Annotated in this window: 23 protein-coding genes; 8 read left to right on the top strand and 15 right to left on the bottom strand. The window is 61.1% G+C overall.

What is annotated here, in order from left to right:
* Window positions 1-76 precede the first annotated feature (76 nt).
* Together AAHA41_RS17090 and AAHA41_RS17085 are read left to right on the top strand one after the other, a co-directional pair.
* A complete protein-coding gene (locus AAHA41_RS17090; protein ID WP_216994839.1) occupies window positions 77-745 on the top strand; it encodes a response regulator transcription factor in 669 nt (222 codons plus the stop codon).
* The gene (locus AAHA41_RS17085; protein ID WP_323069471.1) at window positions 742-2,010 is read left to right on the top strand and encodes a HAMP domain-containing sensor histidine kinase; all 1,269 of its coding nucleotides are present in this window, start codon (window positions 742-744) and stop codon (window positions 2,008-2,010) included. The genes AAHA41_RS17090 and AAHA41_RS17085 overlap by 4 nt, the downstream gene beginning before the upstream one ends.
* 50 nt (window positions 2,011-2,060) lie before the next feature.
* Here the strand turns inward: AAHA41_RS17085 and rimK are convergent, their stop codons facing one another.
* On the bottom strand, window positions 2,061-2,957 hold the full coding sequence (rimK, locus tag AAHA41_RS17080) for a 30S ribosomal protein S6--L-glutamate ligase (RefSeq protein ID WP_033112532.1): 897 nt from the start codon (window positions 2,955-2,957) through the stop codon (window positions 2,061-2,063).
* A 230-nt stretch (window positions 2,958-3,187) separates the two neighbouring features.
* Window positions 3,188-6,883: a methionine synthase gene (gene metH / locus AAHA41_RS17075; RefSeq protein ID WP_323069470.1), complete on the bottom strand. Its 3,696-nt coding sequence runs from the start codon at window positions 6,881-6,883 to the stop codon at window positions 3,188-3,190.
* 204 nt (window positions 6,884-7,087) lie between these two features.
* Between metH and AAHA41_RS17070 the strand changes: the two genes are divergently transcribed.
* A complete protein-coding gene (locus AAHA41_RS17070; protein WP_071914129.1) occupies window positions 7,088-8,365 on the top strand; it encodes a sodium:proton antiporter in 1,278 nt (425 codons plus the stop codon).
* Between the two features lie 469 nt (window positions 8,366-8,834).
* Window positions 8,835-9,011 carry a hypothetical protein gene (locus AAHA41_RS17065; protein WP_104016499.1) on the top strand — a complete coding sequence of 59 codons (177 nt, stop codon included), beginning with the start codon at window positions 8,835-8,837 and terminating at the stop codon, window positions 9,009-9,011.
* Between the two features lie 121 nt (window positions 9,012-9,132).
* Here AAHA41_RS17065 and AAHA41_RS17060 read toward each other — a convergent pair whose 3' ends face one another.
* Window positions 9,133-9,636 carry a GNAT family N-acetyltransferase gene (locus AAHA41_RS17060; protein WP_043851032.1) on the bottom strand — a complete coding sequence of 168 codons (504 nt, stop codon included), beginning with the start codon at window positions 9,634-9,636 and terminating at the stop codon, window positions 9,133-9,135.
* 145 nt (window positions 9,637-9,781) lie between these two features.
* Entirely contained in the window at window positions 9,782-10,603 is an 822-nt protein-coding gene (locus AAHA41_RS17055; protein WP_323069465.1) for an HDOD domain-containing protein, read from the bottom strand.
* Window positions 10,604-10,771: 168 nt separating this feature from the next.
* Here AAHA41_RS17055 and AAHA41_RS17050 point away from each other — a divergent pair, with 168 nt between their 5' ends.
* A complete protein-coding gene (locus AAHA41_RS17050; protein ID WP_323069464.1) occupies window positions 10,772-11,038 on the top strand; it encodes a hypothetical protein in 267 nt (88 codons plus the stop codon).
* A gap of 77 nt (window positions 11,039-11,115) precedes the next feature.
* Here the strand turns inward: AAHA41_RS17050 and aphA are convergent, their stop codons facing one another.
* Window positions 11,116-11,835 (bottom strand): acid phosphatase AphA, encoded by a 720-nt coding sequence (gene aphA / locus AAHA41_RS17045; protein ID WP_323069463.1) that lies wholly within the window; start codon window positions 11,833-11,835, stop codon window positions 11,116-11,118.
* 106 nt (window positions 11,836-11,941) lie between these two features.
* On the bottom strand, window positions 11,942-12,616 hold the full coding sequence (locus AAHA41_RS17040; protein ID WP_071914125.1) for an ATP-binding protein: 675 nt from the start codon (window positions 12,614-12,616) through the stop codon (window positions 11,942-11,944).
* A gap of 178 nt (window positions 12,617-12,794) precedes the next feature.
* Between AAHA41_RS17040 and AAHA41_RS17035 the strand changes: the two genes are divergently transcribed.
* The 3 genes from AAHA41_RS17035 (at window position 12,795) to AAHA41_RS17025 (ending at window position 15,334) form a co-directional block, all read left to right on the top strand.
* Window positions 12,795-14,111 carry an MFS transporter gene (locus AAHA41_RS17035; protein WP_323069460.1) on the top strand — a complete coding sequence of 439 codons (1,317 nt, stop codon included), beginning with the start codon at window positions 12,795-12,797 and terminating at the stop codon, window positions 14,109-14,111.
* 139 nt (window positions 14,112-14,250) lie between these two features.
* Window positions 14,251-14,967, top strand: a complete 717-nt coding sequence (locus tag AAHA41_RS17030; protein ID WP_321149218.1) for a MarC family NAAT transporter — start codon at window positions 14,251-14,253, stop codon at window positions 14,965-14,967.
* 163 nt (window positions 14,968-15,130) lie between these two features.
* Window positions 15,131-15,334 (top strand): hypothetical protein, encoded by a 204-nt coding sequence (locus AAHA41_RS17025; RefSeq protein ID WP_323065239.1) that lies wholly within the window; start codon window positions 15,131-15,133, stop codon window positions 15,332-15,334.
* A gap of 123 nt (window positions 15,335-15,457) precedes the next feature.
* Here AAHA41_RS17025 and tldD read toward each other — a convergent pair whose 3' ends face one another.
* The 9 genes from tldD to mreC form a co-directional block, all read right to left on the bottom strand.
* Entirely contained in the window at window positions 15,458-16,906 is a 1,449-nt protein-coding gene (gene tldD / locus AAHA41_RS17020; RefSeq protein WP_042032236.1) for a metalloprotease TldD, read from the bottom strand.
* Window positions 16,907-16,976: 70 nt separating this feature from the next.
* Complete coding sequence (locus tag AAHA41_RS17015) at window positions 16,977-17,810, bottom strand: carbon-nitrogen hydrolase family protein (protein WP_323069456.1); 834 nt, start codon at window positions 17,808-17,810, stop codon at window positions 16,977-16,979.
* A gap of 19 nt (window positions 17,811-17,829) precedes the next feature.
* Window positions 17,830-18,417 (bottom strand): nucleotidyltransferase domain-containing protein, encoded by a 588-nt coding sequence (locus AAHA41_RS17010; RefSeq protein ID WP_323069452.1) that lies wholly within the window; start codon window positions 18,415-18,417, stop codon window positions 17,830-17,832.
* Complete coding sequence (locus tag AAHA41_RS17005; protein WP_323069449.1) at window positions 18,414-18,746, bottom strand: Dabb family protein; 333 nt, start codon at window positions 18,744-18,746, stop codon at window positions 18,414-18,416. The genes AAHA41_RS17010 and AAHA41_RS17005 overlap by 4 nt, the downstream gene beginning before the upstream one ends.
* Before the next feature lie 25 nt (window positions 18,747-18,771).
* Window positions 18,772-22,668 carry a YhdP family protein gene (locus tag AAHA41_RS17000; RefSeq protein ID WP_323069448.1) on the bottom strand — a complete coding sequence of 1,299 codons (3,897 nt, stop codon included), beginning with the start codon at window positions 22,666-22,668 and terminating at the stop codon, window positions 18,772-18,774.
* A complete protein-coding gene (gene rng / locus AAHA41_RS16995; RefSeq protein WP_005340056.1) occupies window positions 22,669-24,138 on the bottom strand; it encodes a ribonuclease G in 1,470 nt (489 codons plus the stop codon).
* Between the two features lie 93 nt (window positions 24,139-24,231).
* Window positions 24,232-24,819 carry a Maf family protein gene (locus tag AAHA41_RS16990; protein WP_033112547.1) on the bottom strand — a complete coding sequence of 196 codons (588 nt, stop codon included), beginning with the start codon at window positions 24,817-24,819 and terminating at the stop codon, window positions 24,232-24,234.
* Between the two features lie 2 nt (window positions 24,820-24,821).
* Window positions 24,822-25,307 (bottom strand): rod shape-determining protein MreD, encoded by a 486-nt coding sequence (gene mreD, locus AAHA41_RS16985; protein WP_033112548.1) that lies wholly within the window; start codon window positions 25,305-25,307, stop codon window positions 24,822-24,824.
* Window positions 25,307-26,203, bottom strand: a complete 897-nt coding sequence (gene mreC, locus AAHA41_RS16980; protein WP_033112549.1) for a rod shape-determining protein MreC — start codon at window positions 26,201-26,203, stop codon at window positions 25,307-25,309. The genes mreD and mreC overlap by 1 nt, the downstream gene beginning before the upstream one ends.
* Between the last annotated feature and the right edge of the window lie 40 nt (window positions 26,204-26,243).

The following is a 26,243-nucleotide window of genomic DNA, read 5'->3' as shown; positions in this document are numbered from 1 at the left end:
GGGTTACACTGGCGACAGGATGATGTATCCGGTGTGAAAAGAGCGTGAAGCTGCTCGCCAACCAGGAGTACAAAGCATGAAGATTTTGGTAGTGGAAGACAATCCTCAGGTGGCAGAAACCATCATGGATTATCTGGAGCTGGCCGGCCACCGGCTGGACTGTGCCTATCACGGTCAGGCGGCACTGCAACTGCTGGCCGAACAGCGCTTCGACGTCATCATCATGGATGTGATGATGCCCCGTCTAGACGGGCTCAGCACGGTCGCCCGCCTGCGCGAAGAGGGGATCTCGACCCCGGTTCTCTTTCTCACCGCCCGCGACAGTCTGGAAGACAAGCTGGCAGGCTTCAAGGCAGGTGGCGACGACTATCTGGTCAAGCCCTTCGCCATGGAGGAGCTGGAGGTGCGCTTGCAAGCCCTCAGCCTGCGCGGCCCCCGCGGTGACATCGGCGCCATCACCTTTGGCGAGCTGACCGTCGATGCCGCCAGCGGGCAGGCGACCCGTGCCGGCGTTCCCCTCAAGCTCGGCAAGATCCCGTTCCAGATCCTCGCGCTGCTGGCCCGCCGCGCACCGGCCATCGTCACTCGTCAGGAGGTGCTGGATACCGTCTGGGGAGAGGAGGAGCCCGACTCCGACGCCCTGCGCAGCCACATCTACGCCCTGCGCAACATCCTCGACAAACCCTTCCCCACCCCCATGCTGGAAACCCTGCACGGTCAGGGCTACCGACTGGTGAGCGCATGAGCCTGCCAAGCCTGCGCCACCGGCTCATCATGGCGCTCGGCGGAGCCGGCGTGGTGCTGCTGGTGCTGCTCTCCGGCCTGATGATGGTGGCCGAGGACAAGATGGAGGAGCTGAGCCTGCGCCACTGGCTGGAGGCGGAAGTAACCCGCTACAGCGATGACTGGCTGCGCCTCGGGGCCGCGGCGGCGGCGCCCAGTCCGCGCCAGTTCTCCAGCTACTGGACCGAGTCGGGACGCCTGCCCAGGTGGCTGCAACCCTACCAGACCCCCGGCTTTTTCGAGCACCAGCTGGGCAAGGAGGACAAACACTTTCTGGTGGCGCGCCATCCCTCCGGCAAGGGGATGCTCTATCTGGTCTTCAACGACGATGCCGATGACTACCTCGACCCCTACGAGGACAAGCTGCATCTGGCCACCCGGCTGATCGGGCTGGCCCTGCTGCTGGGCTGCCTCGGCTTCGGCATCTGGCTGGTACGCCATATCACGGGGCCGCTGCAGCGGCTGCAACACAGGGTCGCCCACCTCACCCCGGATCAGGCGGACTTCATCCCCGATGCCCCCTGGCAGGAGCTCAGGGATATCGAGCTGGCACTGCTGGCCGGCAAGCAGGAGGTGAGCGCCGTGTTTGCCCGCGAGCAGGAGTTCAGCCGCTTTGCCAGCCATGAGCTGCGCACCCCCAACATGGTGATCCAGGGCTCGGCCGCCCTGCTCGGCAAGGTGAGCGATCTGCCCGCCCCCGCCGAGCGCGCCGTCACCCGCATCCGGGCCGCCGCCGACGAGATGGCGCTACTCACCGAGACCTTTCTGCTGCTGGGACGCAAGGAGGAGGTCGAGCGACCGAAGCAGCAGGTGGCGCCGCTGATCCGTCAGGAGCTGGCCCGGCTCGCCCCGCTGCTGCAGCGAGAAGCGCTCGATATCCGTCTGGTGCTGGACGAGGCGAGCGAGGTCGATTCCCCCCTCTCCCTGCTCGCCATCGCCCTTGGCAACCTGCTGAAAAATGCCCTGAGCTACGCCGAGGGCCATATCGACATCGAGCTGTGCGGCCCAGTACTCACCATCAGCAACCCGACGGCAGCAGCGCCGGATCAGATCCTCGGTTACGGCTGCGGCCTCACCATCATCCAGCGCATCTGCGAAAAGCTGGGCTGGCAAATTGAGACCCGACTGGAGGGTGACGTATTCAGCGCAAGGCTGGCGATGATCGCTGCCGAACAGTTCCCTCTCCCTCCGGGAAAGGGTGAGGGCGCAGCGGCACCAACCAGATAGCAACAGGGCGCCCGAAGGCGCCCTGTTTTTTGGCTGATGCAAATCCGGGATCACTCCACCGGCTTGTGCTTGCGCCCGCCCTTGAGCTCGAGGAACTCGATGATCTTGCCCGCCACATCCTTGCCGGAAGCCGCCTCGACCCCCTGCAGGCCGGGAGAGGAGTTGACCTCCAGCACCAGCGGGCCGCGAGCACTGCGCAGGATATCCACGCCTGCCACGTCCAGCCCCATGATCTTGGCGGCGCGCACCGCGGTAGCGCGCTCTTCCGGAGTGATCCGGATCGCCTCGGCGGTGCCGCCACGGTGCAGGTTGGAGCGAAACTCGCCGGGCTGGGCCTGACGGCGCATCGCCGCCACCACCTTGCCGTTGACCACCAGACAGCGGATGTCGGCGCCATTGGCCTCGCGGATATACTCCTGCACCAGAATGTTGTTGTTGGTCTGGATGAAAGCCTCGATCACGCTCTCGGCGGCCTTCTGGGTTTCGCACAACACCACGCCGATCCCCTGGGTACCCTCCAGTAGCTTCACCACCAGCGGTGCACCGCCCACCATGGTGATGAGGTCGGGCACGTCGTGGGTGCTGTGGGCATAACCGGTGATGGGCAGACCGATGCCGTGACGGGAGAGCAGCTGCATCGCCCGCAGCTTGTCGCGGGAGCGGCTGATGGCCACCGAGCTGTTGAGCGCCATGGTGTTCATCATCTCGAACTGGCGCAACACGGCGGTGCCGTAGGCTGTGATGCTGGCCCCGATGCGGGGGATCACCGCGTCATAGCTCTCCAGCTCCCGTCCTTCGTAGTGAATGGAGGGGTTGTGGGAGGCGATGTTCATATAACAGCGCAGGGTGTCGAGCACCTCGACCTGATGACCGCGCGCCTGTGCCACCTCGACCAGACGGCGGGTGGAGTAGTTTTTCGGCTCACGGGATAAAATGGCGATCTTCATGACAATTCCGCTAGAAGGCTATGCCTGGGCAGGATGGGGCGGGAGAGTATAAGGTGCCACAGCGCCAAGACAACGCCAATTGTTTCTCCTGACAACAAGCCAAATAACGCAGAAGCCAGCCCATTCAACACGGCGCGGTGAAACAATAAACGGCGGCTCTGCGCGCTCTCCATAGGCTGCTCGCAAAGTCCGCCGTTTTCGCTCAAAGGCCGAGCAGATTGGCGCTCTCGTTACCCCAGATTGGGGGCGAGCCAGCGCTCGGCTTCAGCCAGCGTCATCCCCTTGCGGACGGCGTAATCCTCAACCTGATCTTGCTGGATCTGCGCCACCGCGAAGTATTTGCTCTCGGGGTGGGAGAAGTACCAGCCCGACACCGCAGCCCCCGGCCACATGGCGTAGGATTCGGTCAGCTGCATGCCGATGGCATGCTCGACATCCAGCAGCTCCCACAGGGTGCCCTTCTCTGTGTGCTCCGGGCAGGCCGGATAACCCGGCGCCGGACGGATGCCCCGATAGTTCTCGCGAATAAGCTCCTCGTTGCTGAGGGCTTCGTCGGGGGCATAGCCCCAGTGCACTTTGCGCACCTGCTCGTGCAGGTACTCGGCAAAGGCTTCCGCCAACCGGTCACATACCGCCTGAATGAGGATGGCGTTGTAGTCGTCGTGATCCGCCTTGTAGGCCCTGGCGATAGCCTCCTCACCGATGCCGCCGGTCACCGCGAAGGCACCGATCCAGTCAGGCTTGCCACTCTCTTTCGGCGCAACATAGTCCGCCAGACAGTAGTTGGGGAAGCCCTGCTTCTCGCTCTGTTGACGCAGGTGGTGCAGCACTTTTTTCACTTCGCTGCGGGACTCGTCGCTGTAGACCTCGATGCTGTCCCCCACCGCATTGGCCGGGAACAGGCCGATGATGCCGGCGCAGCGCACGCTCTGATCCTTTTCCAGCTGATCCAGCATGGCGTTGGCATCGGCAAACAGCCTGGTCGCCTCCTCACCGATAATCTCGTCTTCGAGGATGCGCGGAAACTTGCCCGCCAGCTCCCAACTGAGGAAGAACGGCGTCCAGTCGATGTAGGGGCGCAGCACCGAGATGGGCACGTTCTCGAACTTCTGCACACCCGGCTCGCGGGGCTTGGGTGGCTGGTAGCCAGCCCAGTCCAGCTGATGGCGGTTGGCACGCGCCTCCGCCAGCGTGATGGGGCGCGAGCGCGGCTGCTTGCGGGCGTGCTGCTCGCGGGCGATCTCGTACTCCTTGTCGATACGGGCGACGAAGTCGGGTTTGAGATCCGGGCTGAGCAGGCTCTGGGCTACTCCCACCGCGCGAGACGCGTTGGAGACATAGACCACCGGCTCCGAGTAGTTCTGCTCGATCTTCACCGCAGTGTGCGCCTTGGAGGTGGTGGCGCCGCCGATCAAGAGCGGCAGCTTGAAGCCCTGGCGCTCCATCTCCTTGGCCACGTGCACCATCTCGTCCAGCGACGGGGTGATGAGACCGGAGAGACCGATCATGTCGGCCCCCACTTCCCGCGCGGTCTTGAGGATGGTCTCGCAGGGGACCATGACCCCGAGGTCAATGATCTCGAAGTTGTTGCACTGCAGCACCACCCCGACGATGTTCTTGCCGATGTCGTGCACATCCCCTTTCACGGTCGCCAGCACGATTTTGCCGTTGCTGGAGCCACCCGATTTCTCCGCCTCGATATAGGGTTGCAGATAGGCGACCGCCCGCTTCATCACCCGGGCCGATTTCACCACCTGCGGCAGGAACATCTTGCCGGCGCCGAACAGATCGCCGACCACGTTCATGCCATCCATCAGCGGCCCTTCGATGACGTGCAGCGGCCGCTCGGCCTGGGCGCGCGCCTCCTCGGTATCCTCTTCGATAAAGTCGGTGATCCCCTTGACCAGCGCATGTTCCAGCCGCTTGCCCACCGGCCAGCTGCGCCACGCCTGATCCCGCGGATCCTCCGCCTGGGCGCCGGCACCGCGATACTTCTCGGCGATCGCCAGCAGCTCCTCGGTGGCGTTGCCATTGAGGTTGAGCACCACCGCCTCGACCTTCTCTTTGAGCTCGGCCGGAATGTCTTCATAGATGGCGAGCTGGCCGGCGTTGACGATCCCCATGTCCATGCCGTTCTTGATGGCGTGGTAAAGGAAAACGGCGTGAATGGCCTCCCGCACCGGCTCGTTGCCACGGAATGAAAACGAGACGTTGGAGACACCGCCGGAGATCATGGCGTGGGGCAGGTTCTCCTTGATGTCCTTCACCGCATCGATGAAGTCCACCGCGTAGTTGTTGTGCTCGTCGATACCGGTCGCCACCGCGAAGATGTTGGGGTCGAAGATGATGTCTTCCGGCGGGAAACCGACCTGATCCACCAAAATTCGGTAGGCTCGCTGGCAGATCTCGAACTTGCGGGCGCGGGTGTCGGCCTGACCCGCTTCGTCGAACGCCATCACGATGACGGCGGCACCGTAGCGGCGCAGCAGTCTGGCCTGCTGGATAAACTTCTCCTCCCCCTCCTTCATGGAGATGGAGTTGACCACCGGCTTGCCCTGCACGCACTTGAGGCCCGCCTCCAGTACCTCCCACTTGGAGGAGTCGATCATCACCGGCACCCGGGCGATGTCCGGCTCGCCGGCGATAAGGTTGAGGAAGCGCACCATGGCCGCTTCGGCGTCCAGCATCCCCTCGTCCATGTTGATGTCGATGATCTGGGCGCCGTTATCCACCTGCTGCTTGGCGACGTCGAGCGCCTCGTCGTAGAGCCCCTCCTTGATCAGCCGCTTGAACTTGGCCGAACCGGTGACGTTGGTGCGCTCCCCCACGTTCACGAACATGGATTCGGGGGTGATGATAAGCGGCTCCAAACCCGACAGGCGGCAGGCTACCGGCAACTCGGGCAAAGCGCGCGGCTTGATGCCGGCAACCGCGCCAGCCATGGCACGAATATGAGCCGGGGTGGTACCGCAGCAGCCGCCAACCATGTTGAGGAAACCGCTTTGGGCCCACTCGCGGATATGCTCCGCCATCTCGGCGGCATCGAGATCGTACTCGCCAAAGGCGTTGGGCAGACCGGCGTTGGGGTGAGCGCTGACATGGGTCTCGCTGATGCGCGACAGCTCCTCCACATACTGCCGCAGTTCATCCGGTCCCAGCGCACAGTTGAGACCGAACGAGACCGGTTTGACGTGGCGCAGCGAGTGATAGAAGGCTTCGGTGGTCTGGCCGGAGAGGGTGCGGCCGGAGGCGTCGGTGATGGTGCCGGAGATCATCACCGGCAGGCTGTAGCCCAGCTCCTCGAATACCAGATCCACCGCGAAGGCGGCCGCCTTGGCGTTGAGGGTATCGAAGATGGTCTCGATCAGAATGATGTCGGCGCCACCCTCGATCAGGGCATGAGTCGATTCGGTATAGGCGGCCACCAGCTGGTCGTAAGTGACGTTGCGCTTGCCCGGATCGTTCACATCCGGCGAGATGGAGGCGGTGCGGTTGGTCGGCCCCAAGACCCCTGCCACGAAGCGCGGCTTGTGGGGCTCCTTCGTCGTCCACTCGTCCGCTACCGCGCGGGCCAGACGGGCCGCCTCGCGGTTGATCTCGGCCGAGAGATCTTCCATCTCGTAATCGGCCATGGCGATGCGGGTGGCGTTGAAGGTGTTGGTTTCGAGGATGTCGGCACCGGCGGCGCAGTACTGCTCGTGGATCTCGCGAATGACGGCGGGGCGGGTCAGCACCAGCAGATCGTTGTTGCCCTTGATGTCGGTATGCCAGTCGGCAAACCGTTCACCGCGGTAGTCCGCCTCCCCGAGTTTGTAGCTCTGGATCATGGTGCCCATGGCCCCGTCGATGATCAGGATCCGCTCCTTGAGACAGGCTTCCAGCTTGTTTGTCACATCCGACTTTCTGTTCGACTTTTCATTCGCCACCGCGTGTTCCTCTTACATCCGTGCAACTGCGTAAACAGCATCCTAACAGCAAACTAGCGAATTGGAAATCTAGCCGTCTATCAGTCCAAAATCGCAGCCATATACTCATTTATAGGTAATGAGTAACATAGACCCCGAGAGTACCCTATGCCCGTCCCGCATGGGGATACGTGCTTGCTATCTATCTACGAGTAAAAAATAACTATGAGCGTCTACTACACACTCTGTTTTCTGGCAGCGTTGGCGATCTTTATTGCCTTTGCCAACCAGTATGTTGTGAAGATCCAGACCACCATCGCCATCACCGCCGGTTCCATGCTGATCTCTGCGCTGCTGGTGCTGTTCGGTAAACTGGGATGGTTCAATCTGGAGCCTCTTGCCATCAAAACCATGGAGAGCATCGACTTCCAGAATTTCCTGCTGAAGGGGATCCTGGGCTTCCTGCTGTTTGCCGGTGGTCTTGGCATCAACCTCAAGGCGCTGCGTAGCCAGAAGTGGGAAATCACCATTCTGGCCATTATTGCCACCCTGCTCTCCACCTTCATCATCGGCTACGGCTTCTGGTTCATCGCCAAGCTGCTGGGCTGGGAGCTGCCGCTGGTCTACTGCATGCTGTTCGGGGCGCTCATCTCCCCCACCGACCCCATCGCCGTACTGGCCATCGTCAAGAAGATGAAGGCGCCGCCCCAGATCGCCATCCAGATCGAAGGGGAATCCCTGTTCAACGACGGTGTCGGCCTCGTTATTTTCGCTACCGTGTTTGCCGTCGCCTTCGGCGGCGTCGAGCCCACCTTCGGCAGCGTGGCTGGCCTGTTCCTGCATGAGGCCCTCGGCGGCATCCTGTTTGGCGTCGTGCTGGGCGTCATCGCTCACGTGATGATCAGCGCCACCGACGACGGCTCGCTGGAGCTGCTGCTCACCCTCTGCATCCCGACCGCCGGCTTCGCCTTCGCCAACATGATCGGCGTCTCCGGCGCTCTGGCCATGGTGGTGACCGGCATCATGATCGGCAACTGGACTCGTCACTCCGGCTTCTCCGAGCAGAGCAGCCATCACCTGGATCACTTCTGGGAATTGATGGATCAGTTCCTCAACGCCCTGCTGTTCCTGCTGATCGGTCTGGCGCTGGTACTGCTGGATCTGGCTTGGCATGACTGGGTACTGCTGGTCATCGCGGTGCCGCTCTGCCTCGCCGCCCGCTTCATCAGCGTCTCGGTGCCCTATATGGCCTTCCGCAAGTTCCGCACCTACAACACCTTCTCGGTGCGGATCCTCACCTGGGGTGGCTTGCGCGGCGGTCTGGCCATGGCGATGGCACTGGCACTCCCCTCCGGCGTCATGATGATCCCGAGCCACGGTGTTGACCTGCGTCAGGTGATCCTGGTGATGACCTACGCGGTGGTGATGTTCTCCATCGTGGTGCAGGGCATGACCATCACTCCGATGATCGCCGCCGCCAAACGCGCCAACGGCGACTACTGATCATCCGCTGGCTGACAGATGCAAAAGGGCTCCTGCGGGAGCCCTTGTTGTTGCTGGCAAACCTGTGCCGGACAAGGCCCAGCCAAACAGCCGAAAATAATTGTTTGCTTTTTATTCATTTCGAGGAGAGAATGCGCGCCGGCTAGTTAATCAGCCCTGTTTATGTTTGCCCTGCAATGCTTCACCTCACGATGAATCCTGTCAGTACCCGCATAACCTTCTTCTGATTTACTCGCCCTGAGAACCGTTCAGGCTGTCCGCCTGCGTTGCCCGGCTCTCACGGTGCAGACCCGCTCTGCCCACTCAATTTGAACTATGCAACCGCATATTCCTTGCACCTTGCAAGAGCAGAGGCCCGCGAACGGGCTGGGTATACCTGCGCGCACGCCAACAACACCGTTGCACGCACTCATTGACCTGACATTTGCCAACACAAGGAGCAATTACTTAATTTATATAGAGAAATACCATGATGAAAACCGTACAAACTCGTAAACCCCTGCGTCGCAGCAAACCCATCAACCTGCCCGTGCAAGAGCACGACTACGATGCGTTTCTGATCCAGTTCAGCACCCGCTTCAGCGGCGGCTTCGCCATCTCCTGTGATGGTATCGCCGGCGAGTTCTCCATCGAAGAGCTCAACTGATCCCCTGCCCGACCGGGCAGCACCGATGCACAAGGGCCGCAACTCACGGCGGCCACTTTGATGCGACCTCATCTTCCCTGACGATACACGCAGCCAACCGGCGATATTTCTCCCTGCAAGCTCACCCTTCAGCTTCAAGCAGCAGACACTCATCAGCATCTTCGCTCAATTTGACCAGCCGACTACGCACCAGCCCCAGCTTGGCCAACAGGCCGATGGAACGTTCATTACCCGGCGTGACGATGGCAATCACCTGCCCGATCCCCAACCGGCTTTTGCCATCGGCGATGGCTGCCTGTGCGGCCTCAATGGCGTAACCATGACCGCGATACTGCGGCAGGAAGGCGTAGCCGATATCTTCACGAGGCAAGCTGTCGCGCTTGATAAGACCGCAGATACCGAGGCTCGCGCCATCTTCCCTGCGCTCGACCAGATAGAGGCCATGACCATGACGGGCATAGCTCACCGCCGGTCCCTGCTGGATATACTCCTGCGCCTGTTCGAGTGTGCGAACTCCCCGATCGCCGATGTAACGATGGAAATCGGCATCATTGAGCAGTTCGAGAATGAAGGGGGCGTCGGCGATGGTCAGTTCACGCAGTACGAGACGGGGGGAGGTAATCATGGCAAGGACTCTCTCAAAACAGGCGAAGTCAGCAGAGTGCCCCCTCGGCAACCGGCTGACAAGCAATAGCGGGCTCACGGCCATGAAAAGGGGGCCAACCTCGGCCCCTTTTTACGATGTCACACAGCGGTAGCAGAGCAGTCAGTCAGGCAGCCAGCAACCCGGCATAGCCATTACCCTGCTCACGCAACGCAGTGAACTGGGCTGCGCAATCGGCCCAAGAGATCCCCAGCTTCTCCGCTACCTTGGCAGGCCACTCGGGTGGCGCTTCTTCACCCACATCGGATTGCGCTGCCAACACGATAGCCAAATGGATTAATGCGGCCTCGGCGGAGAACTCTTTGGCCAGCATGGGATTGTAGTGATACTCCACCGCATTGCTGATGGTCTCGGGGAACTTCCAGTATCGCGCCATGGCGGCACCGACCTGGGCATAGTTGAAGCCGACCACCAGCTCTTCCGCCTTGGCCCGCCCCTTGTGCAATTCCAGATCGTGAATGTGGTGGACGGTGTTTTCCGGCAGCCCCACATGCATCACCAGTCGGCCAAGGTCATAGAGCAGGGCGCAGGTAAAGACCTCATCCCCCTTCATTCCCTTCTTCACCGCCAGACGACGCGCCAGCTCCGCTACGTTGAAGACGCAGCCCCAGAAATGTTTGAGGTCAATGCCGGGCACCGCAGTGACCGATTCGGTCAGCCCGCAGGCCAGCACCATGTTGCGCACCATCGCCAGTCCAAGCCGCACCGCAGCTTCATTGACGGTACCGATCTGGCGACTGCTGCCGAACTTGGCCGAGTTGGCCAAACGCAGCAGCTTGGCGGAGATGACTGGGTCCTTGTTGATCAGCTTGCTGATCTTCAGCAGATCCGGATCCTTTTCATTGAAGGTCTGGATCAAATCGCGCATCACTTCCGGGATCTGGGGCAGTAGCTTGGGCTCAGCCAGCAGGGAATCTATCGTGGGCATAGGCGTGTCCATCCATGTTATCTGTGTTCCAACCTGTTTGCCGCGGCAAACTCCCGTTAATTATGAGTAACAAATGGCTGCGTGATCGGATTGTTTATGTGGATGGTAAACGGGAGTCGCTCCGCTTCGGGTTATACTGCGCTCCTCACTCACTGATGCGAAAAACCGATGAACGACTCTCAGGAATTTTTTGACGAAGACGCGTTGTTGGAGATGGTGGAGAACCAGCTCAACGACGGTCACCCACCCCACGTGAAAGCTACCTTGATGAGACTGGTGATGAAGGGCACCCCGCGGGAGGAGGCACTGCAATATATCGCCTGCGCCCTCGGTGCCGAGCTGATGGCAATGGAGGCCGCTCAGGGCCCCTTCAATCTGACCCGCTATGGCGAGTTCCTCGACAGCCTGCCCGAGATGCCCTGGGCAGACGACTGACCCGAGCTTGATGACGGATGCAAAAAGGGCGGGTGCCGATGGCCCCGCCCTTTTTACATCTGCTGAATACCAGGCGATCAGAACTGGGAGTTGATGATCACCTCTTCCCCCAACGCACCTGCCAGCGGCAGTGGCCGATAGGTGGAGTTGGCCGAACGCAGCAGACGAATGCCGCGAATGCCGATCTCCTGCGCCGCTTTGATGTCGCCATCGGCATCGCCGTAGAAGATCTTCATCTGCTTATCCTTGAGCCACTGCACCTTGGTATTCTGCCCCGGCTGGTCGCCGGCAAAGATCACCGGGTTGAGCTGGTCGGCCGGAATATTCATGGTCTGCTGCAGAGTCTTGCTCACCGTCTCGGTCTTGGTGGCCGAACGACCGGTGACGAAATAGATGTGATCGCCGCGCTTGAGGTGCATGGCGATGAGCGCCTTGCCCACCTCTTTCGGCACGCTGAATTCATCCCAACCGTTGTTCATCTTCTCCCAGAAGGCCGGGTTCTTCAGGTAGCTCTCGTCGTTGGGAGAGAACTCCTGCTTGCCGCGATAGAACCCCGGGCTGGAGAAGAGCAGGGTGTCGTCGATATCAAAGCCGACCGCCATTGGCGGCAATCCATCCAGGCTCTTGGTAATCTGCTCCACCGAGACCCAGTGGATGGGGGCCTGCTGGGCCAGAGTCACAGTGGTAACACCGGCAGGAACCGGCTGGAGCGTAGCTGCCTCACGGGCAACTGCTGGCATGGCGAGGATGGTAGCCAACAAGGTGGCAAGCAGCGCCGGACGGGCGTTCAGTTTCATAAAAAAGCGCCTTTATTTTCAAACAAAAGAGGGGGCCAATAGTGCCCCCTTGCTGCCTGGCAAACTGTGAATCTCCCGGCAAAAGGGAGCATTTGGCGCCCGATAATTAATCTTCGATTGGCAGCAGATCGGTAAAGACAAAGCCATCGCGCACCACTGTCTCACCGACCCGGATCCCGAGTGGGCGTGCAAACATGGGGCCGTCGTAGGCCAGGGTGTGAAACTCGCCGTTCTCGCCACAAGGGTCAACCCCCTCGGGCAGAGCAGCCAGTAGTGCCTCGTCAAACTCATGGCCACCCAGCGCACCATCCAGCTTTTTCGGATCCAGGGTGCTGATCCTCGCCTTCAGCCCTGCCGTCATCATCTGCTGCGCCAGCTCCCTGGTGTTGCTGCCCCAGAGCGGGAAGAGCGGCTCGATGCCGGTACCGGCCAACTGTTTCTCCCGGTAGGCTCGCACATCCTCAAGGAAGAGATCGCCAAACGCCATATGGCGGATCCCCTGCGCAACCACATCGGCGATAAAGCCGGTCATGATGCGGGCGTAATCCTCGTTGCTGCAGGGCCAGGGCAGATCGATAGTGATGAGGGGCAGACCGACACAGGCGGCCTGCTCGGTCAACAGCTGCTTACGCACCCCGTGCATCGCCACCCGTTCGAACTCCTGATTGAGGGTGGTGAACAGCCCTACTACCTCGATGGCTGGATCTTGCCGCAGCTGATGCAGTGCCCACGCACAATCCTTGCCGCTGCTCCATGAGAGCAGTACCCGTTTCTTTTCCATCAATCCTCCGTTGCGGGGCGCTCCGGTTTTCCCAAAAGGCTGCCCCAAAAAGATGCAAGACAGTGTTGCGAATTGCGCGATTTACATGCAAGCGGCGAGCAGCATACTCTCGATCACCTGTACATGCCCCTTGCCCGGGCTCAACAATAACTAAAAAAGCGATGGGAAACATAAGGATATGACGACAGTGACACAACAGTACGATCACGCCCGCCCCCTCAACCGGCAGGACTACAAAACGCTGGGACTGGCCGCCCTCGGCGGTGCGCTGGAGTTTTACGACTTCATCATCTTCGTCTTCTTCGCGGTGGTCATCGGTGAACTATTCTTCCCGGCCGACATTCCGGAGTGGCTGCGCCAGTTCCAGACCTTCGGCATCTTCGCCGCCGGCTATCTGGCTCGTCCGCTGGGCGGCATCATCATGGCCCACTTTGGCGACCTCATCGGTCGCAAGCGGATGTTCACCCTCAGCATCATCATGATGGCGCTGCCCACCCTGCTGATCGGTCTGCTGCCAACCTATGCGGTGCTCGGTATCGCCGCACCGCTGCTGTTGCTGCTGCTGCGGATCCTGCAGGGCGCCGCCATCGGTGGCGAAGTACCGGGAGCCTGGGTCTTCGTGGCGGAGCACGTGCCTGCCTGCCGGGTCGGTGTCGCCTGCGGCACGCTCACTGCCGGGCTGACGGCCGGCATCCTGCTCGGCTCTCTGGTAGCCACCGCCATCAACCGCGGCATGAGCCCGAGCGATGTGACCGACTGGGGCTGGCGACTCGCTTTCGTCCTCGGTGGTGTGTTCGGCATCGTCGCCATGTATCTGCGCCGCTGGCTGCACGAAACCCCGGTCTTTGCCGAGATGCAGGCCAATAAAGCACTGGCCGACGAGCTTCCCCTCAAGACGGTACTGCGCAGCCACAAGAGCAGCGTAGTGGTATCCATGCTGCTCACCTGGCTGCTCTCCGCCGGGATCGTGGTGGTGATCCTGATGACCCCCACCTACCTGCAGAAGGTCTATAGCATCACTCCGGCCGAGGCGCTGACTGCCAACTCACTGGCCATCGTTGCCCTCACCCTTGGCTGCATTCTCTATGGCCGGGTGATCGACCTGCTGGGCAGCGGCCCCACCTTCATGCTGGGCTCCCTGCTGCTGGCTGGCTCCAGCTACGCCTTCTATCACGGGATCGCCTCCGGCATGAGCCAGCTGGTGCCGCTCTATATGCTGGCAGGCTTCGCAGTCGGGATTGTTGGCGCGGTTCCCTACGTGATGGTCAATGCCTTCCCGCCGGTGGTGCGTTTCTCCGGCCTCTCTTTCTCCTACAACGTGGCCTACGCCATCTTTGGCGGACTGACTCCGATGCTGGTTACCCTCTGGATGGCAAGCGATGTGCTGGCCCCCTCCCACTACGTGGTGAGCCTGTCGGCACTGGGTTTTGTCATCGGCTGCTGGCTCTGGCTGCAGCAGCGCAACCGGCCACAGCAAGCGCCGCAAGCGGCCTGACTCGAACAACAAAGCCCCGGCAGATGCCGGGGCTTTGTTGTACTGCTTATGTTCAGTTTGACCAACATAAGATAGCCTCCCTCTGGGGCATGCCACCCGCTCGATCCCATGACTTTCAACTCTTTATCCGAGGCTCAAGATGTTCTTTCAGGTCGTATTACTCACCTTGCTGGCGCTGCTGCCCATGGTCAACCCGCCCACCACGGCCACTCTGCTGCTGGGGCTGAGCAAGGGGATGTCGCGCGAGCATGTGCGCCGCCAGGTCAATCTGGCTGCCATCTATCTCTTCTGCACCCTCTGCATCACCTTCTTCATCGGCTCCTCCATCCTGGATCTGTTCGGGATCTCCATTCCGGGTCTGCGTCTGGCGGGCGGCCTCATCATCGGCTTTATCGGTTTTCGCATGCTGTTCCCCGCCCCCAGCCAGTCCAGCGGGGTGGAGATCAACCAGAGCATCGCCTTCGTTCCGCTCACCATGCCCAGCATGTGTGGCCCGGGTACCATGGCTCTGGTGATCAGCGGTGCAGCCCAGATTGCCGAGCTGCCGGCCGAGTACGAGCGTCTGTCCATTTATGGTGGCGTGGTAACGGCATTTGCCCTGATGAGCCTGATCAGCTGGGGCGTGCTCAAACTGGCCGACCCGGTCTGCAAGATCCTCGGTGCCACCGGCATCGATGCCATGACCCGCATCATGGGCTTCCTGCTGGTCTGCATGGGTATGCAGTTCTGCATCAACGGCATCAAGGAAGTTGCGCAGGACCCAGTATTCCATGGCGCACCAGAGGTTCAAACAACTCCCCATTTGCCGCAGATGGACGGCCATTTTGATCAACTGCCGAAGCCGCACCAGCAGTGATTGAAAACGGTATCAAAAAGTCCCTGACGATCTGCACTGATCTTGTTCCTGATCATGTTATTGACACATGAATGAGTTAGTTTGTTTTTCATACAGACTGTATTCAGATGGACGCTGATAGGTTTGTTGATGAATACCCACTCAACTTCAGGAGAGTATGCAGATGGATAAGATGCTGACCGAAATAGGGAGCCATAGCCTGTTTCATGAGTACCTGAACGTGGTTGGGGTCACAAGCCCATCCCTCGCCAAGATCGAGCAACGTTGGGAATACAAGGATCAGGAGCAACTGGTGGCCAAGATCCAGATCGACAAGCAGGGCAACGCCCGCTACTTCATCGACGCCCGCGCAATATCAGTCAACTGATACTCTGTATCCTTACCAGCCCCGGCCCACTGACCGGGGCTTTTTGTTTTCAATGACTCCGGATAACAAAAACCCCGGCACATGGCCGGGGTCTGCATATAGCTTGGTTACGACTAACTTCACTTACTGGGTGCCACCCACGGTGAGCTGGTCCAGCTTGAGGGTGGGCTGGCCGACACCGACTGGGACGCTCTGCCCCTCTTTTCCGCAGATGCCGACGCCGCGATCCAGTGCAAGATCGCTACCCACCATGGAGACCTGGCTCATCGCCTCGGGGCCGTTGCCGATCAGAGTCGCGCCCTTGATGGGGGCGGTGATCTTGCCATCCTCGATGAGGTAGGCCTCGGAGGCGGAGAAGACAAACTTGCCGGAAGTGATGTCCACCTGACCGCCGCCGAAGTTGGGGGCATAGATGCCCTTCTTCACCGAGGCGATGATCTCGGCCGGATCGTACTGACCCGCCAGCATGTAGGTGTTGGTCATGCGCGGCATCGGCATGGCGGCGTAGGATTCGCGGCGACCGTTGCCGGTGAGCGGCACGCCCATCAGACGAGCATTCTGCTTGTCCTGCAGGTAACCCTTGAGAATGCCATTCTCGATCAGCACGTTGTAGCCACCCGGCGTCCCCTCGTCATCTATGCTGACGGAGCCACGCCGACCCGGCAGGGTGCCGTCATCGACGATAGTGCAGTGCTTGGAGGCCACCTGTTCGCCGATGCGGCCAGCAAACGCGGAAGAGCCCTTGCGGTTGAAATCCCCCTCCAGACCGTGACCCACCGCCTCGTGCAGCAGCACACCGGGCCAGCCGGCGCCGAGCACCACCGGCATGGTGCCGGCCGGCGCATCGATGGCGTCGAGGTTGACCAGCGCCTGACGCACCGCTTCGCGCACATAGCCAAAGGCGCGGCTCTCCAACCCGTCCAGTTCGAGGAACCAGTCGTAACCAAAACGGCCACCACCACCGGCACTGCCGCGCTCGCGACGATCGCCCTTCTCGGCGATGACGGTCACTGACAGCCGCACCAGCGGGCGAATATCGGCAGCCAGGGTACCGTCGGTCGCAGCCACCAGCACCTCTTCGTAAACACCGCTGATAGAGGCCATCACCTGATTGATGGCGGGATCCAGACTTCTGGCGAACTTGTCCATCTGCTCCAGCAGGGCGATCTTCTGCTGCTTGTCGAGGGTCTGTAGCGGATCCATAGCGGGATAGAGCAGGTTCGCTTCGGTGCGCGCCCACGCCTTCACCTTGCCGTGAGCACCGGCAGCGGCGATGCCACGAGCAGCAGTCACCGACTGTTGCAGCGCCAGCAGGCTCAGCTCGTCCGAGTAGGCGAAGCCGGTCTTCTCGCCGCTGACGGCGCGCACCCCGACCCCCTGATCGATGTTGTAGCTGCCATCCTTGACGATGCCATCTTCCAGCATCCAGGACTCGTGCCAGCTGCGCTGGAAATAGAGGTCACCGAACTCCACCTGATGACTCATCAGGCTGCCGAGCAGCTGCTGCAAGCGCCCTTCGTCGAGATCGTTGGGGGCCAACAGGGAGGCACTAACCTGGCTCAATAGACTCAATCTTCTTCTCCACTCTCGTAACGAGATGTTTTAAATCGTCTTGCCGACGGGTTGGCAACAAACCGCGCCATCACAACAAACGGGCATGGGTCAGCACTGGCATGGTGCAATGCAATTCGTCGATAAATCCGGGCTCCATCTGCGCCAATACGGTGCCACGCCCGAACTCCTTGCTGGCCAGCACCCGGCCCCAGGGATCGATCACCATGCTGTGGCCCCAGGTCTGGCGCCCCGTCTCGTGGGTGCCGCCCTGATTGGCAGCCACCACATAACACTGATTTTCGATGGCGCGGGCCCGCAGCAACGGTTCCCAGTGCGCCTCGCCGGTCACGGCGGTAAAGGCGGCGGGCACCAGCAGCACGCGAGCTCCGGCTCGGGCCAGTTGGCGATACAGCTCGGGAAAGCGCAGATCATAACAGATCGAGAGGCCAAGGGGACCAAAGGGGGAGTCCACCACCACAGGCTCCTCGCCGGGGCAGAAGGTCTCCGACTCACGGTAGCGACCATGATTGTCCGCCACATCCACATCGAACAGGTGGATCTTGTGGTAGTGGCCCCTGAGCTCACCGCTTGGATCAAACACCAGCGAGCTGGTGTGGATATGGTCGGAACCGGCGATAGTCGTCGGCATAGCCCCCGCCACCAGCCAGATGCCGTAATCTCGGGCCCATTCCGCCAGTTGTTGCTGGATGAGCGCGGCTCCGCTCAGATAGGCGCTGGGGCCGGAGCCGATTGCCTCGGCACCATCCAGATAGCCCTGCCGTTCGCCAAAGAGGGCAAAGTTCTCCGGCAGCAGCACCAGCAGCGGCCGCTCTTTGGGCAAGGCGGCCAGCTCGGCGGCGATCTGCTCCCGGTTATCCTGCCAGTGACGGCAAGATACCAGCTGTATTGCGGCTAACCACATGACTCTCTCCTTGTCCGCGTTAATCGCGATCCACAATATTCGGATCTTTATCCATCTCGGCCAGCAGCTTGCGAAGATGATGCCTGACCAAGCCACGCTGGCCCCGTTCCGCCCATTTGAGGCAATCGAACAACTCCCACACCAACCCATCCCCTTCGGCCATATAGGCAGGAAAGTCCCAATGGCTTGGGGCGGGGCCAGCTACCTCAAGCGCACCAAGGGAGGAGGTTTTATCGAACAGTGGCAAGTAAGGTTTGGCAAGGGGGAACTCAGCCCCCCGATCAAGGATATGGATCTCGATGCTGGACATGTCGAGGAAGATGAACCGCCAGTATGAACAGACCTCTTCATGTCTTCCCTGCCAGCAGTGAAAGACAGCCCGCTCACCCACAATGGAGCGTACAAGCGCCTCCCCCTGTTTATGAAAGCCAGGCTCGGCCAGCAACAAGACATCGACATCGGACACCCGGTCTGCTTTGCCCTTTGCAAGCGACCCGACCACAACCCCGGCATCAATCGCAGGATGGGCTTTGCCATGTTCCACGACGGCCTGCAACAACGCGAATTGAAGCGGTGGAATCTTGTCCCAGCGCTCATCCTCCATCATGACAGAACCCCGACATCAACCGCATCCCCGGGTTGCAGGGTGTAATCCAGCACTATGATACGTTCCAGCACCGGGCGGAAGATGGCCTTGAGAGCATCGTGATCCGGGTGGGGCAGATAGCGCTGGCGGGCAGCCTCGTCGGCGAAGGTCATCAGCACGCTATGGGTAAACCCTTCGGCCCGCCCCTCCGGGCTGTCATCCCGGCCCCACTCGACGGCGGTCACACCGCTGACCTGATGGGGAATGGCCAGAAAGGCGGCTCGCACAGTCTCAATCTGGTCAGGCAAGGTGCCTTGTTTGAAGGCGATCAGCAGGATATGTCGGATCATGGCTCACTCCTTGTGATGGTGCAGGTCAGGGCTGGTTCGGGCTACCCGGTTGCGGATTCAACAGAAAGGGAGTGCTCTTGGCCGCAGGCAGCTTGGGCGCCACCGCATCGACCGCCTCTTTCTGCTGCTGGTTGAGCTTGATGCGAGCGCGATCCCGGCCAGCTTCGATCAGCTTGGGATCGTCGAGCGGGCCCGAGATGCGAAAATCGATGCGGGTCACCACATCCACCACCGGCTCCAGCAGCTTGGAAAGGGCCAGTACATAAAGGCCGGTCACCGGCGTGATGGAGAAGGCGGCCACGACCGGCAGGGTCCCCCCCAGATTGGGGGAGAAGCTCAGCTCGTAATCGAGCCGCCAGCGCACCAGATCGGCAATCCCTTCGCCGCGCAGATTGCCGGCGGCCCCTTTCATAAAGAAGTCCTGATTATCCACCACCCCCTGCTTGATCTTGGCAGAGGCAGACATGGATTCGAAATAGAAGCCCTTGTCGAACACATCGCGAAAATCGAGACGCAACTTGCGCAGCAGGGAATCGAGGCTAAGCAGGGAGAGCAGCCGGGCCCCCTTGTCGTTCACCTCGCGCAGGGTGCCGCCTTCCAGCTGATAGTTGGCACTGCCCCCCAGGGTTGGCAGGTTCGGGCGGTAGGGCACATCCTGCCAGTTGAGATCAAAGGCGAGGGAGCCGGGCGCATCACCGATGGGTGAGGTATAGCCGAGCCGCTTGAGCAGCAGCTCGCTATTCTTGCTGGTCAGCTTGCCACGGGCGCGGGTCTCCATCCGGTTGCCATCGGCCAGCCAGTCGACGCTGCCGGTGAGTTGGCTGCCCGCCAGCCGGATATCCAGATCCTTGAGGGTCACCTTGTTGGCGCCCGGCAGCAGCTCGCCTTTCACTTCGCCAAGCGGCAGCTCGCCAAAACGGCAATCAACGCAGCTCACCTTCAACCAGGGGATGGAGGCCATGATGGCGTTATCCTGTTTGGCGTCGGGATCCGGGCTCAACTCTTCGCTCTTGCCGGACCAGTAGATACGGGCAAACTTGGCGTCGACCGGGCGGTTGGCCACCACAGGAATGCGGATCACCCCCATCACATCGGGACTGTCGAGCATCACCTCGGTCGCCTGATTGACCGGCCCCACCGTGAAGTGAGTCGCCTTGATGGTGGCGCTGCCGATATTCGCCCGCGCCAGCCGGCCATCCACCCACCACTCCTGCGGCAGGAAAGAGGGGCCAACCACGGCAGTACCGGTCGGCGCATTGCCGGAGGGCAGCCACTGCTTGAGTCGGGCCAGCCAGCTGCCGACATCAGCCTCCTGCTGGTTGATGGCGAGCAGCATGGGAACATCGCGCAGTACCCGCGCGCCCGGCTGACCCACATCGACCCGCACCCGGCTCAGATAGGGCACACCTTCGCCATAAACCAATCTGGTCTGCATATCGACATCCGCCCCCAGCACGGCGCGAATATCGGCACTGCCATCCCGGCCACGAGCGATCACGGTGAGCGGCAGGCGGCTGCCACTGCTCTTGGCCAGCGGCGAAGGGAGATCGAGTGCCATCCCCTGCAGAGTGGAGTCGAGGCCCAGCTGGAAGCTGAACGGCTTGTCATCGGGCAAGGTCAGCCCCAGCTTGCCGCCCCAGTTGCTGCGGCCGTTGAGGATGCCATATGAGGAGATGGCAATGGGCTGGCGCCGGCTATCCCACTGGCCTTTGAAATCGAGGTCGACCTGATAGCGGTCAGGATGCTGGCGCCCCTGATAGTTGAGGGTGAGCGGCTGATTCCACAGGGTCGCCTTGAGGTTGCTGAAGCGGGTCTGCTCGTTGTCATATTCGAGCCGCCCCTGAACCTTCTCCAGCGGCAGATCCAGACTGGCGACCCGCACCTTGTTGTTGTTGAAGGTGGCATCGCCGCTCGCCTTCACCTCGCTCTCGCCGTCGAGGGGGATATCGAGCTTGAGCGCCCCCTTGAGCGGGCCACGCACCTCGATTTCCTCCAGCGCCTGTCCCACCGAACTGCCCAACGGGGAGTCCTGCAGATAGTCGCTGATGGCTTTGCCCTCGCCCTGAACCTGCGCATCCACGTAAAGATGGCCACCCGGAGCGAGATCGGGGATCCAGGCATGCACCGAATCCGAGCTCGCCTTGCCCAGTTTGGTAGAGCGGCTGCGCATATCGAGGCTGGCATTCTGGAACAAGAGATCGATCTGCAGGTCGGTAAGTGGTTGCCAACCAGGGAAGAACTCGTAGGTCGCCTGTTCCAGCGGTACCGCGACCTGGAAGATGCCCTCACCCTTCTCGTAAGGGAAATCCCTGAACTCGCCATACCAGAGCAGGTCGGCCCCTTTGGCCCTGCCCCCCTTGATGGCACCACTGAGGTAATCAACCAGCTCCTTGTCCATCACCTGCAGCGGGAAGTAGCGATAGGCATGACCCGCATTTTTTACATCGATGCGGCCGGTCAGCGCGAGGAAAGGGTGCTCGAACAGATCGAGGCGAAAGCGGCTGGCCAGGGTCAAATCCGGGTTATCCAACGCGATATCCTGCCCGTAGATCACCCAGCCTTGTGTCTCGCGCCACCAGTCGAGACGGGCCGAGAAATTATCAACCGGGATCGGCTCCTTGAAGTGGCGGGCCGGATCCAGCGTGTCCTTGGCCAGCGCCAGTCTGGCACTGCCTCCCGTAGGGGTCAGCCAGAACTCGCCGTTGAGATCCTGCATCCCGGGTACATCCTGCCACGCCTTGAGGCGCACCTTGCTGAAGCGACCGCTGAGGGAGAGATCCTGCCAATTGGCGTTGGCCAGCAGGGTGAGATCCTGCACCGAGCCCTGCGGATTGGTCTGGCGCAGGGTCTCGCAGAGCGTCGGGTAGAGTGCCGAGACCAGCTGACTCATCTGGGTAATCTTGTCGAACTCTATGCTGGGCAGATAGCCCTGCACCCGATCCCCGATCCGCTCCAGCTGCAAGCGGCTCTGCAACCAGGGTTTGCCGTCCAGCTTGAAGGTGACGTTGTGGCTCGCCAGTTGCCAGTCGGTGCCGTCCCGGCGTAGCTGGATCTTGCCGCCATCGAGGCCGAAACGGTGCATATCCCCGTTCTTGGGATCCTTCCAGATCAGGTAGTTGGATCCGAATGCCAGCAGGGTATTGCCCAGCTGACCGTTGGCGAAATCACTCCAGAGCTGAAAGTCGAGCAGACCGGTGATGGTCGGCTCGCCAGCGTGGATCCGCGCCAGCATGGGGCTGATATCGAGGCGGTTGGCACCAAGATAGAGCTGCCCCTTGAGTCGATCGAGACGCGCTTCCGGTGCTTCAACATCGAGGATCAGGTCGAGGGTGCTCTCGCCCACCCCGTTGATGAGATAGGCCTTGCCGACCCCCTGATGGCGCTTGCCGCGGTTCTGCCAGCGCAGATGGGCGATATCGAGCGCCCGCATGTCGCCGAGCGCAGTAGTGACGCTGAGGCGGGTATCGTGCACATCGAAGGTGGAGAGCTGGGTCAGCAGAAAGCGCAGCAGGGCACTCTGCTGGGGATCACCGGATGGGCTGTCGTCAGCCGGCTGACTGAAATCGAGGGTGATATCGCCATCGCTCAGGATCAGCTCGCCAAAGACCGGCTTGAGCTGGTTGAGGGTACGCCAGAAATCGAGATGAACCCAGGCCTTGCCGAGCTTGATGGTATAGCGCCTGGAGTCGGGGGCGACAGCAAGCTGTTGCAGCTCGAGGGCCGGGCCGGACTGTGTCCAGCTCAGCCCAATCTGATCAACGCTGACCTTGATTTGCGAATCGCCGAGCAGAGAGTTGATAAGACTCTCCCGGTACTGATTCAGCAAAGGGCCTCCGACCCGTACCAGGGTGACCAGCATGGCCAGCAGTACGAACAGAACCCCCAGGGCCAACCAGCCCCGACTCAACCAGCGATAGACCAATTACATCATCACCACGTCGAACTGCTCCTGACCGCAGAGGGGTTCGCTCACCACCCGCACCTGCTTGCCGATAAACACTTCCAGCTCCGCCAGACTGTGGGACTCCTCGCCATGGAGGTAATCGGCCACCGCAGGCGCGGCGTAGACGGTGAACTGATCCGCATCGTAGGCGCGATTGACCCGGATGATCTCCCGCAGGATCTCGAAGCAGACCGACTCCACCGTCTTGACCCGGCCACGCCCCTTGCACTCGGGACATTCGGAGCAGAGCACATGCTCCAGACTCTCGCGGGTGCGCTTGCGGGTCATCTCCACCAGACCGAGCTGGGAGAAGCCGTTGACGTTGGTCTTGGCGCGGTCCTTTGACAGCGCCTGCTCCAGACTGTGCAGTACCCGGCGGCGGTGATCCTCGGACTGCATGTCGATGAAGTCGATGATGATGATGCCGCCAAGGTTGCGCAGGCGCAGGTGACGGGCGATGGCCGCCGTCGCCTCGACGTTGGTATTGAAGATGGTCTCTTCCAGATTGCGATGGCCGACAAAGGCGCCGGTGTTGATATCCACCGTGGTCATGGCTTCGGTCTGGTCGATGATGAGGTAGCCGCCGGATTTGAGCTCCACCTTGCGCTCCAGCGCCCGCTGGATCTCGTTCTCCACATCGTAGAGATCGAAGATGGGCGACTCGCCGGGGTAGTACTCCAGCTTGCTGGCCAGCTCCGGCACGTACTCCTCGGTGAAGCGCTTGAGCTGATCGAAGCTCTGGCGGGAGTCAACGCGGATCTTGTCGAGCTCGGCACCGACAAAGTCGCGTACCACCCGGAACGCCAGACTGGGATCCTCATAGAGGATCTTGCAGGGAGGATACTTCTGCTTGCGCTCGAGGATCTTGCGCCACAGCCGTTTCAGGAATGCTGCATCCTGCTCCAGCTCCTGCTCCCCCACCCCTTCGGCGGCGGTGCGGATGATGTAACCGCCCAGCTCATCCACATAACCGGCCACGGTACGCTTAAGACGCTCGCGCTCGGCTTCGGACTCGATACGCTGGGAGACGCCGACGTGGGCACTTCCCGGCATAAAGACCAGATAGCGGGATGGCAGGGTGATGTCGGTGGTCAGACGGGCCCCCTTGGTGCCCAGCGGATCTTTCACCACCTGCACCATGATGTCCTGCCCCTGACGCACCAGCTCGGCGATGTTGCCGACCTGAAACTGCTCCTTCTCCTTCACCGCCACACACTCGGTGTGAGGTACGATATCGGAGGCGTGCAAAAAGGCCGCCTTGTCCATGCCGATATCGACGAAGGCTGCCTGCATGCCCGGGAGTACCCGGCTGATCTTGCCTTTGTAGATGTTGCCGACAATGCCGCGCTTGGCCTGACGCTCTACGTGCACTTCCTGCAGTAGACCGTTTTCGACCAGGGCGACCCGGGTTTCGGAGGGGGTAACGTTAACCAGCAGTTCTACCGACATAAGTAACCTTGCCTGTTCCAGTTTTGAATTCTTATACAGCCAATCCGGTACAACGCGCGCAAGGACGAACGCAGCAGCACAGCTGACGGGAAATTACCTGAGCTGTTCCAGATGATGCTTGATCAGCAGATCCGTTTCCAGCAGGGGCAGGCCGACCACGGCGCTGTAGCTCCCCTCGATACGGCTGACGAATTTGCCAGCAATACCCTGAATGCCGTAGGCCCCAGCCTTGTCACAGGGCTCACCGGTCTGCCAGTAGGCCTCGATTTCGGCCTCGTCCAGCTTGCGAAATGCCACGTTGGTGGTGACCAGTCGCACGTCACAACGATCCTTGCTGGCCAGCGCCACCGCCGTCATAACCTGATGCACCTTGCCGGAGAGCGCCTCCAGCATGTCTTTGGCATCGAGCAGATCGGAAGGTTTCTCCAGCACTCTGTCGCCCAGCACCACTATGGTGTCGGCGCCCAGCACCGGCAATGCGTCAGGCGCGATGGCCACACCGGCCATCGCCTTGTCGCGGGCGAGGCGGCAGACATAATCCTGCGCCTTTTCGCCCTCTTCCCGCTGCTCGGGCACATCGAGTTTCAACACCTCGAAACGGTAGCCAAGCTGGGTCAGCAGTTCGCGACGACGGGGAGAACCCGACGCAAGATAGAGTTGCAGTTCGTTGTTTTTGCTCATATTTACCTGATATTGAAGCGACGCCGCACTTTGCGCAACACCAGAAACACCCAAGGCCATATTAGCATCGTCGTCAACGTCGACCAAAAGTAGGCGAAGTTGAGGCTGGCCCGGCTAAACAGGTGCTCGGCCCAGAAGACCGTCAGTTTGCCCACCAGCGAGAGGCAGCCGATGATCAGCGCCTGCTGCCAGAGGGAGAAGTTGCGGATCTTCTGGAACTGGAAGGCCGCCAGATAGGTGGTAATGGCCATCGCCATGGCGCGCACGCCGAGGGTGCTGCCAAGCAGCACATCCAGCAGCAGACCGGCCACCCAGGCGGTACCGACGTTGGTCCGGTGCGGCAACGCCAGTGCCCAGTAGATGAGCACCATGGCCAGCCAGTCCGGACGGAATGGATCAAATTCAAAGGGAAGCGGCAGGATCGACAGGCTTAGAGCCAGCAGGATCGAGATCCAGATCCAGATCCTGCCACTGGCGGGTTGCAGCATCAGCGAGTGGCTCCTGCGGCGGACGCAGCGGCAGCGGGGGCCGGGCGTTCGCCATCCTTGTCATTTACCTCGGGCTTCTTATCGGTCCACAGCAGCAGCAGATAGCGCAACCGATCCAGCTCGACCAGCGGTTTGGCCTCGATCTGGGCGAAGGGCTTGCCCTCCACATACTCGGAGCGGGTCACGGTCGCCACCGGATAACCTTCCGGGAAGCGGCCGCCAAGACCGGAGGTGACCAGCAGATCACCCACCTGAATATCGGTGTTGCGCGGCAGGTTGCGCAGCTCCAGCTTGTCGAGTTCGCCACTGCCGGAAGCGATGGCGCGCAAATCGTTGCGCAGCACCCGCACCGGAATGCCGTGGCTGGAATCGGTGATCAGCAGGACGCGACTGGTGGTGGAGCCCACATGGAGCACCTGACCAATCACACCCTGATCGTTGATCACTGCCTGACCGTTGTAGACGCCATCCAGCGCCCCCTTGTTGATCAGCACCTGATGGCTGAAGGGGTCGGAGTCCACCGACAGCAGCTCGGCCACCATCTTGCGGGACTCTTTGTGTACCGGCGAACCGAGCAGCTCACGCAGCCGCTGGTTCTCGTGCTCCAGCTGATCCATTTTGAGCAGGCGGGCGCGCAGGGTGAACAGTTGCTGCTCCTGCTGCTTGGTCTGCTCGATGAGATCGGCGCGGGTCTGCACCTGGGTCGACATGGTGTCGAGCAGGGTGCCGGGCGCATTGGCCATGTACTGCAACGGACTGACTAACGAACTGAGGTAGACGCGGACGTGGCTGAACACACCGAAGCGGGAATCCGCGACGATGGCAGCAATGGAGATGATGACGGCGAGAAACAACCGTAACTGAAGCGAAGGGCCTCTACCAAAAATGGGTTTCATGGGTCGTCAAAAAAGAGCCGGCACGCTGGCCGGCTTTGGG

The organism is Aeromonas sp. SER (assembly GCF_038739615.1).
Taxonomy (GTDB): Bacteria; Pseudomonadota; Gammaproteobacteria; order Enterobacterales; family Aeromonadaceae; genus Aeromonas; species Aeromonas jandaei.
The sequence above is the reverse complement of the archived record's forward strand: the minus strand, read 5'-3'. Positions and strand labels throughout refer to the sequence as shown.

Coding starts and splice junctions, on each gene's coding strand:
- AAHA41_RS17030 (WP_321149218.1), top strand. CDS start 14,251: ATGTTCTTTCAGGTCGTATTACTCACCTTGCTGGCGCTGCTGCCCATG.
- AAHA41_RS17090 (WP_216994839.1), top strand. CDS start 77: ATGAAGATTTTGGTAGTGGAAGACAATCCTCAGGTGGCAGAAACCATC.
- rimK (WP_033112532.1), bottom strand. CDS start 2,957: ATGAAGATCGCCATTTTATCCCGTGAGCCGAAAAACTACTCCACCCGC.
- rng (WP_005340056.1), bottom strand. CDS start 24,138: ATGTCGGTAGAACTGCTGGTTAACGTTACCCCCTCCGAAACCCGGGTC.
- AAHA41_RS17005 (WP_323069449.1), bottom strand. CDS start 18,746: ATGATCCGACATATCCTGCTGATCGCCTTCAAACAAGGCACCTTGCCT.
- AAHA41_RS17060 (WP_043851032.1), bottom strand. CDS start 9,636: ATGATTACCTCCCCCCGTCTCGTACTGCGTGAACTGACCATCGCCGAC.
- AAHA41_RS17010 (WP_323069452.1), bottom strand. CDS start 18,417: ATGATGGAGGATGAGCGCTGGGACAAGATTCCACCGCTTCAATTCGCG.
- AAHA41_RS17015 (WP_323069456.1), bottom strand. CDS start 17,810: ATGTGGTTAGCCGCAATACAGCTGGTATCTTGCCGTCACTGGCAGGAT.
- mreC (WP_033112549.1), bottom strand. CDS start 26,203: ATGAAACCCATTTTTGGTAGAGGCCCTTCGCTTCAGTTACGGTTGTTT.
- AAHA41_RS17050 (WP_323069464.1), top strand. CDS start 10,772: ATGAACGACTCTCAGGAATTTTTTGACGAAGACGCGTTGTTGGAGATG.
- AAHA41_RS17025 (WP_323065239.1), top strand. CDS start 15,131: ATGGATAAGATGCTGACCGAAATAGGGAGCCATAGCCTGTTTCATGAG.
- AAHA41_RS17055 (WP_323069465.1), bottom strand. CDS start 10,603: ATGCCCACGATAGATTCCCTGCTGGCTGAGCCCAAGCTACTGCCCCAG.
- AAHA41_RS17035 (WP_323069460.1), top strand. CDS start 12,795: ATGACGACAGTGACACAACAGTACGATCACGCCCGCCCCCTCAACCGG.
- AAHA41_RS17040 (WP_071914125.1), bottom strand. CDS start 12,616: ATGGAAAAGAAACGGGTACTGCTCTCATGGAGCAGCGGCAAGGATTGT.
- AAHA41_RS17065 (WP_104016499.1), top strand. CDS start 8,835: ATGATGAAAACCGTACAAACTCGTAAACCCCTGCGTCGCAGCAAACCC.
- aphA (WP_323069463.1), bottom strand. CDS start 11,835: ATGAAACTGAACGCCCGTCCGGCGCTGCTTGCCACCTTGTTGGCTACC.
- AAHA41_RS16990 (WP_033112547.1), bottom strand. CDS start 24,819: ATGAGCAAAAACAACGAACTGCAACTCTATCTTGCGTCGGGTTCTCCC.
- AAHA41_RS17070 (WP_071914129.1), top strand. CDS start 7,088: ATGAGCGTCTACTACACACTCTGTTTTCTGGCAGCGTTGGCGATCTTT.
- AAHA41_RS17085 (WP_323069471.1), top strand. CDS start 742: ATGAGCCTGCCAAGCCTGCGCCACCGGCTCATCATGGCGCTCGGCGGA.
- mreD (WP_033112548.1), bottom strand. CDS start 25,307: ATGCTGCAACCCGCCAGTGGCAGGATCTGGATCTGGATCTCGATCCTG.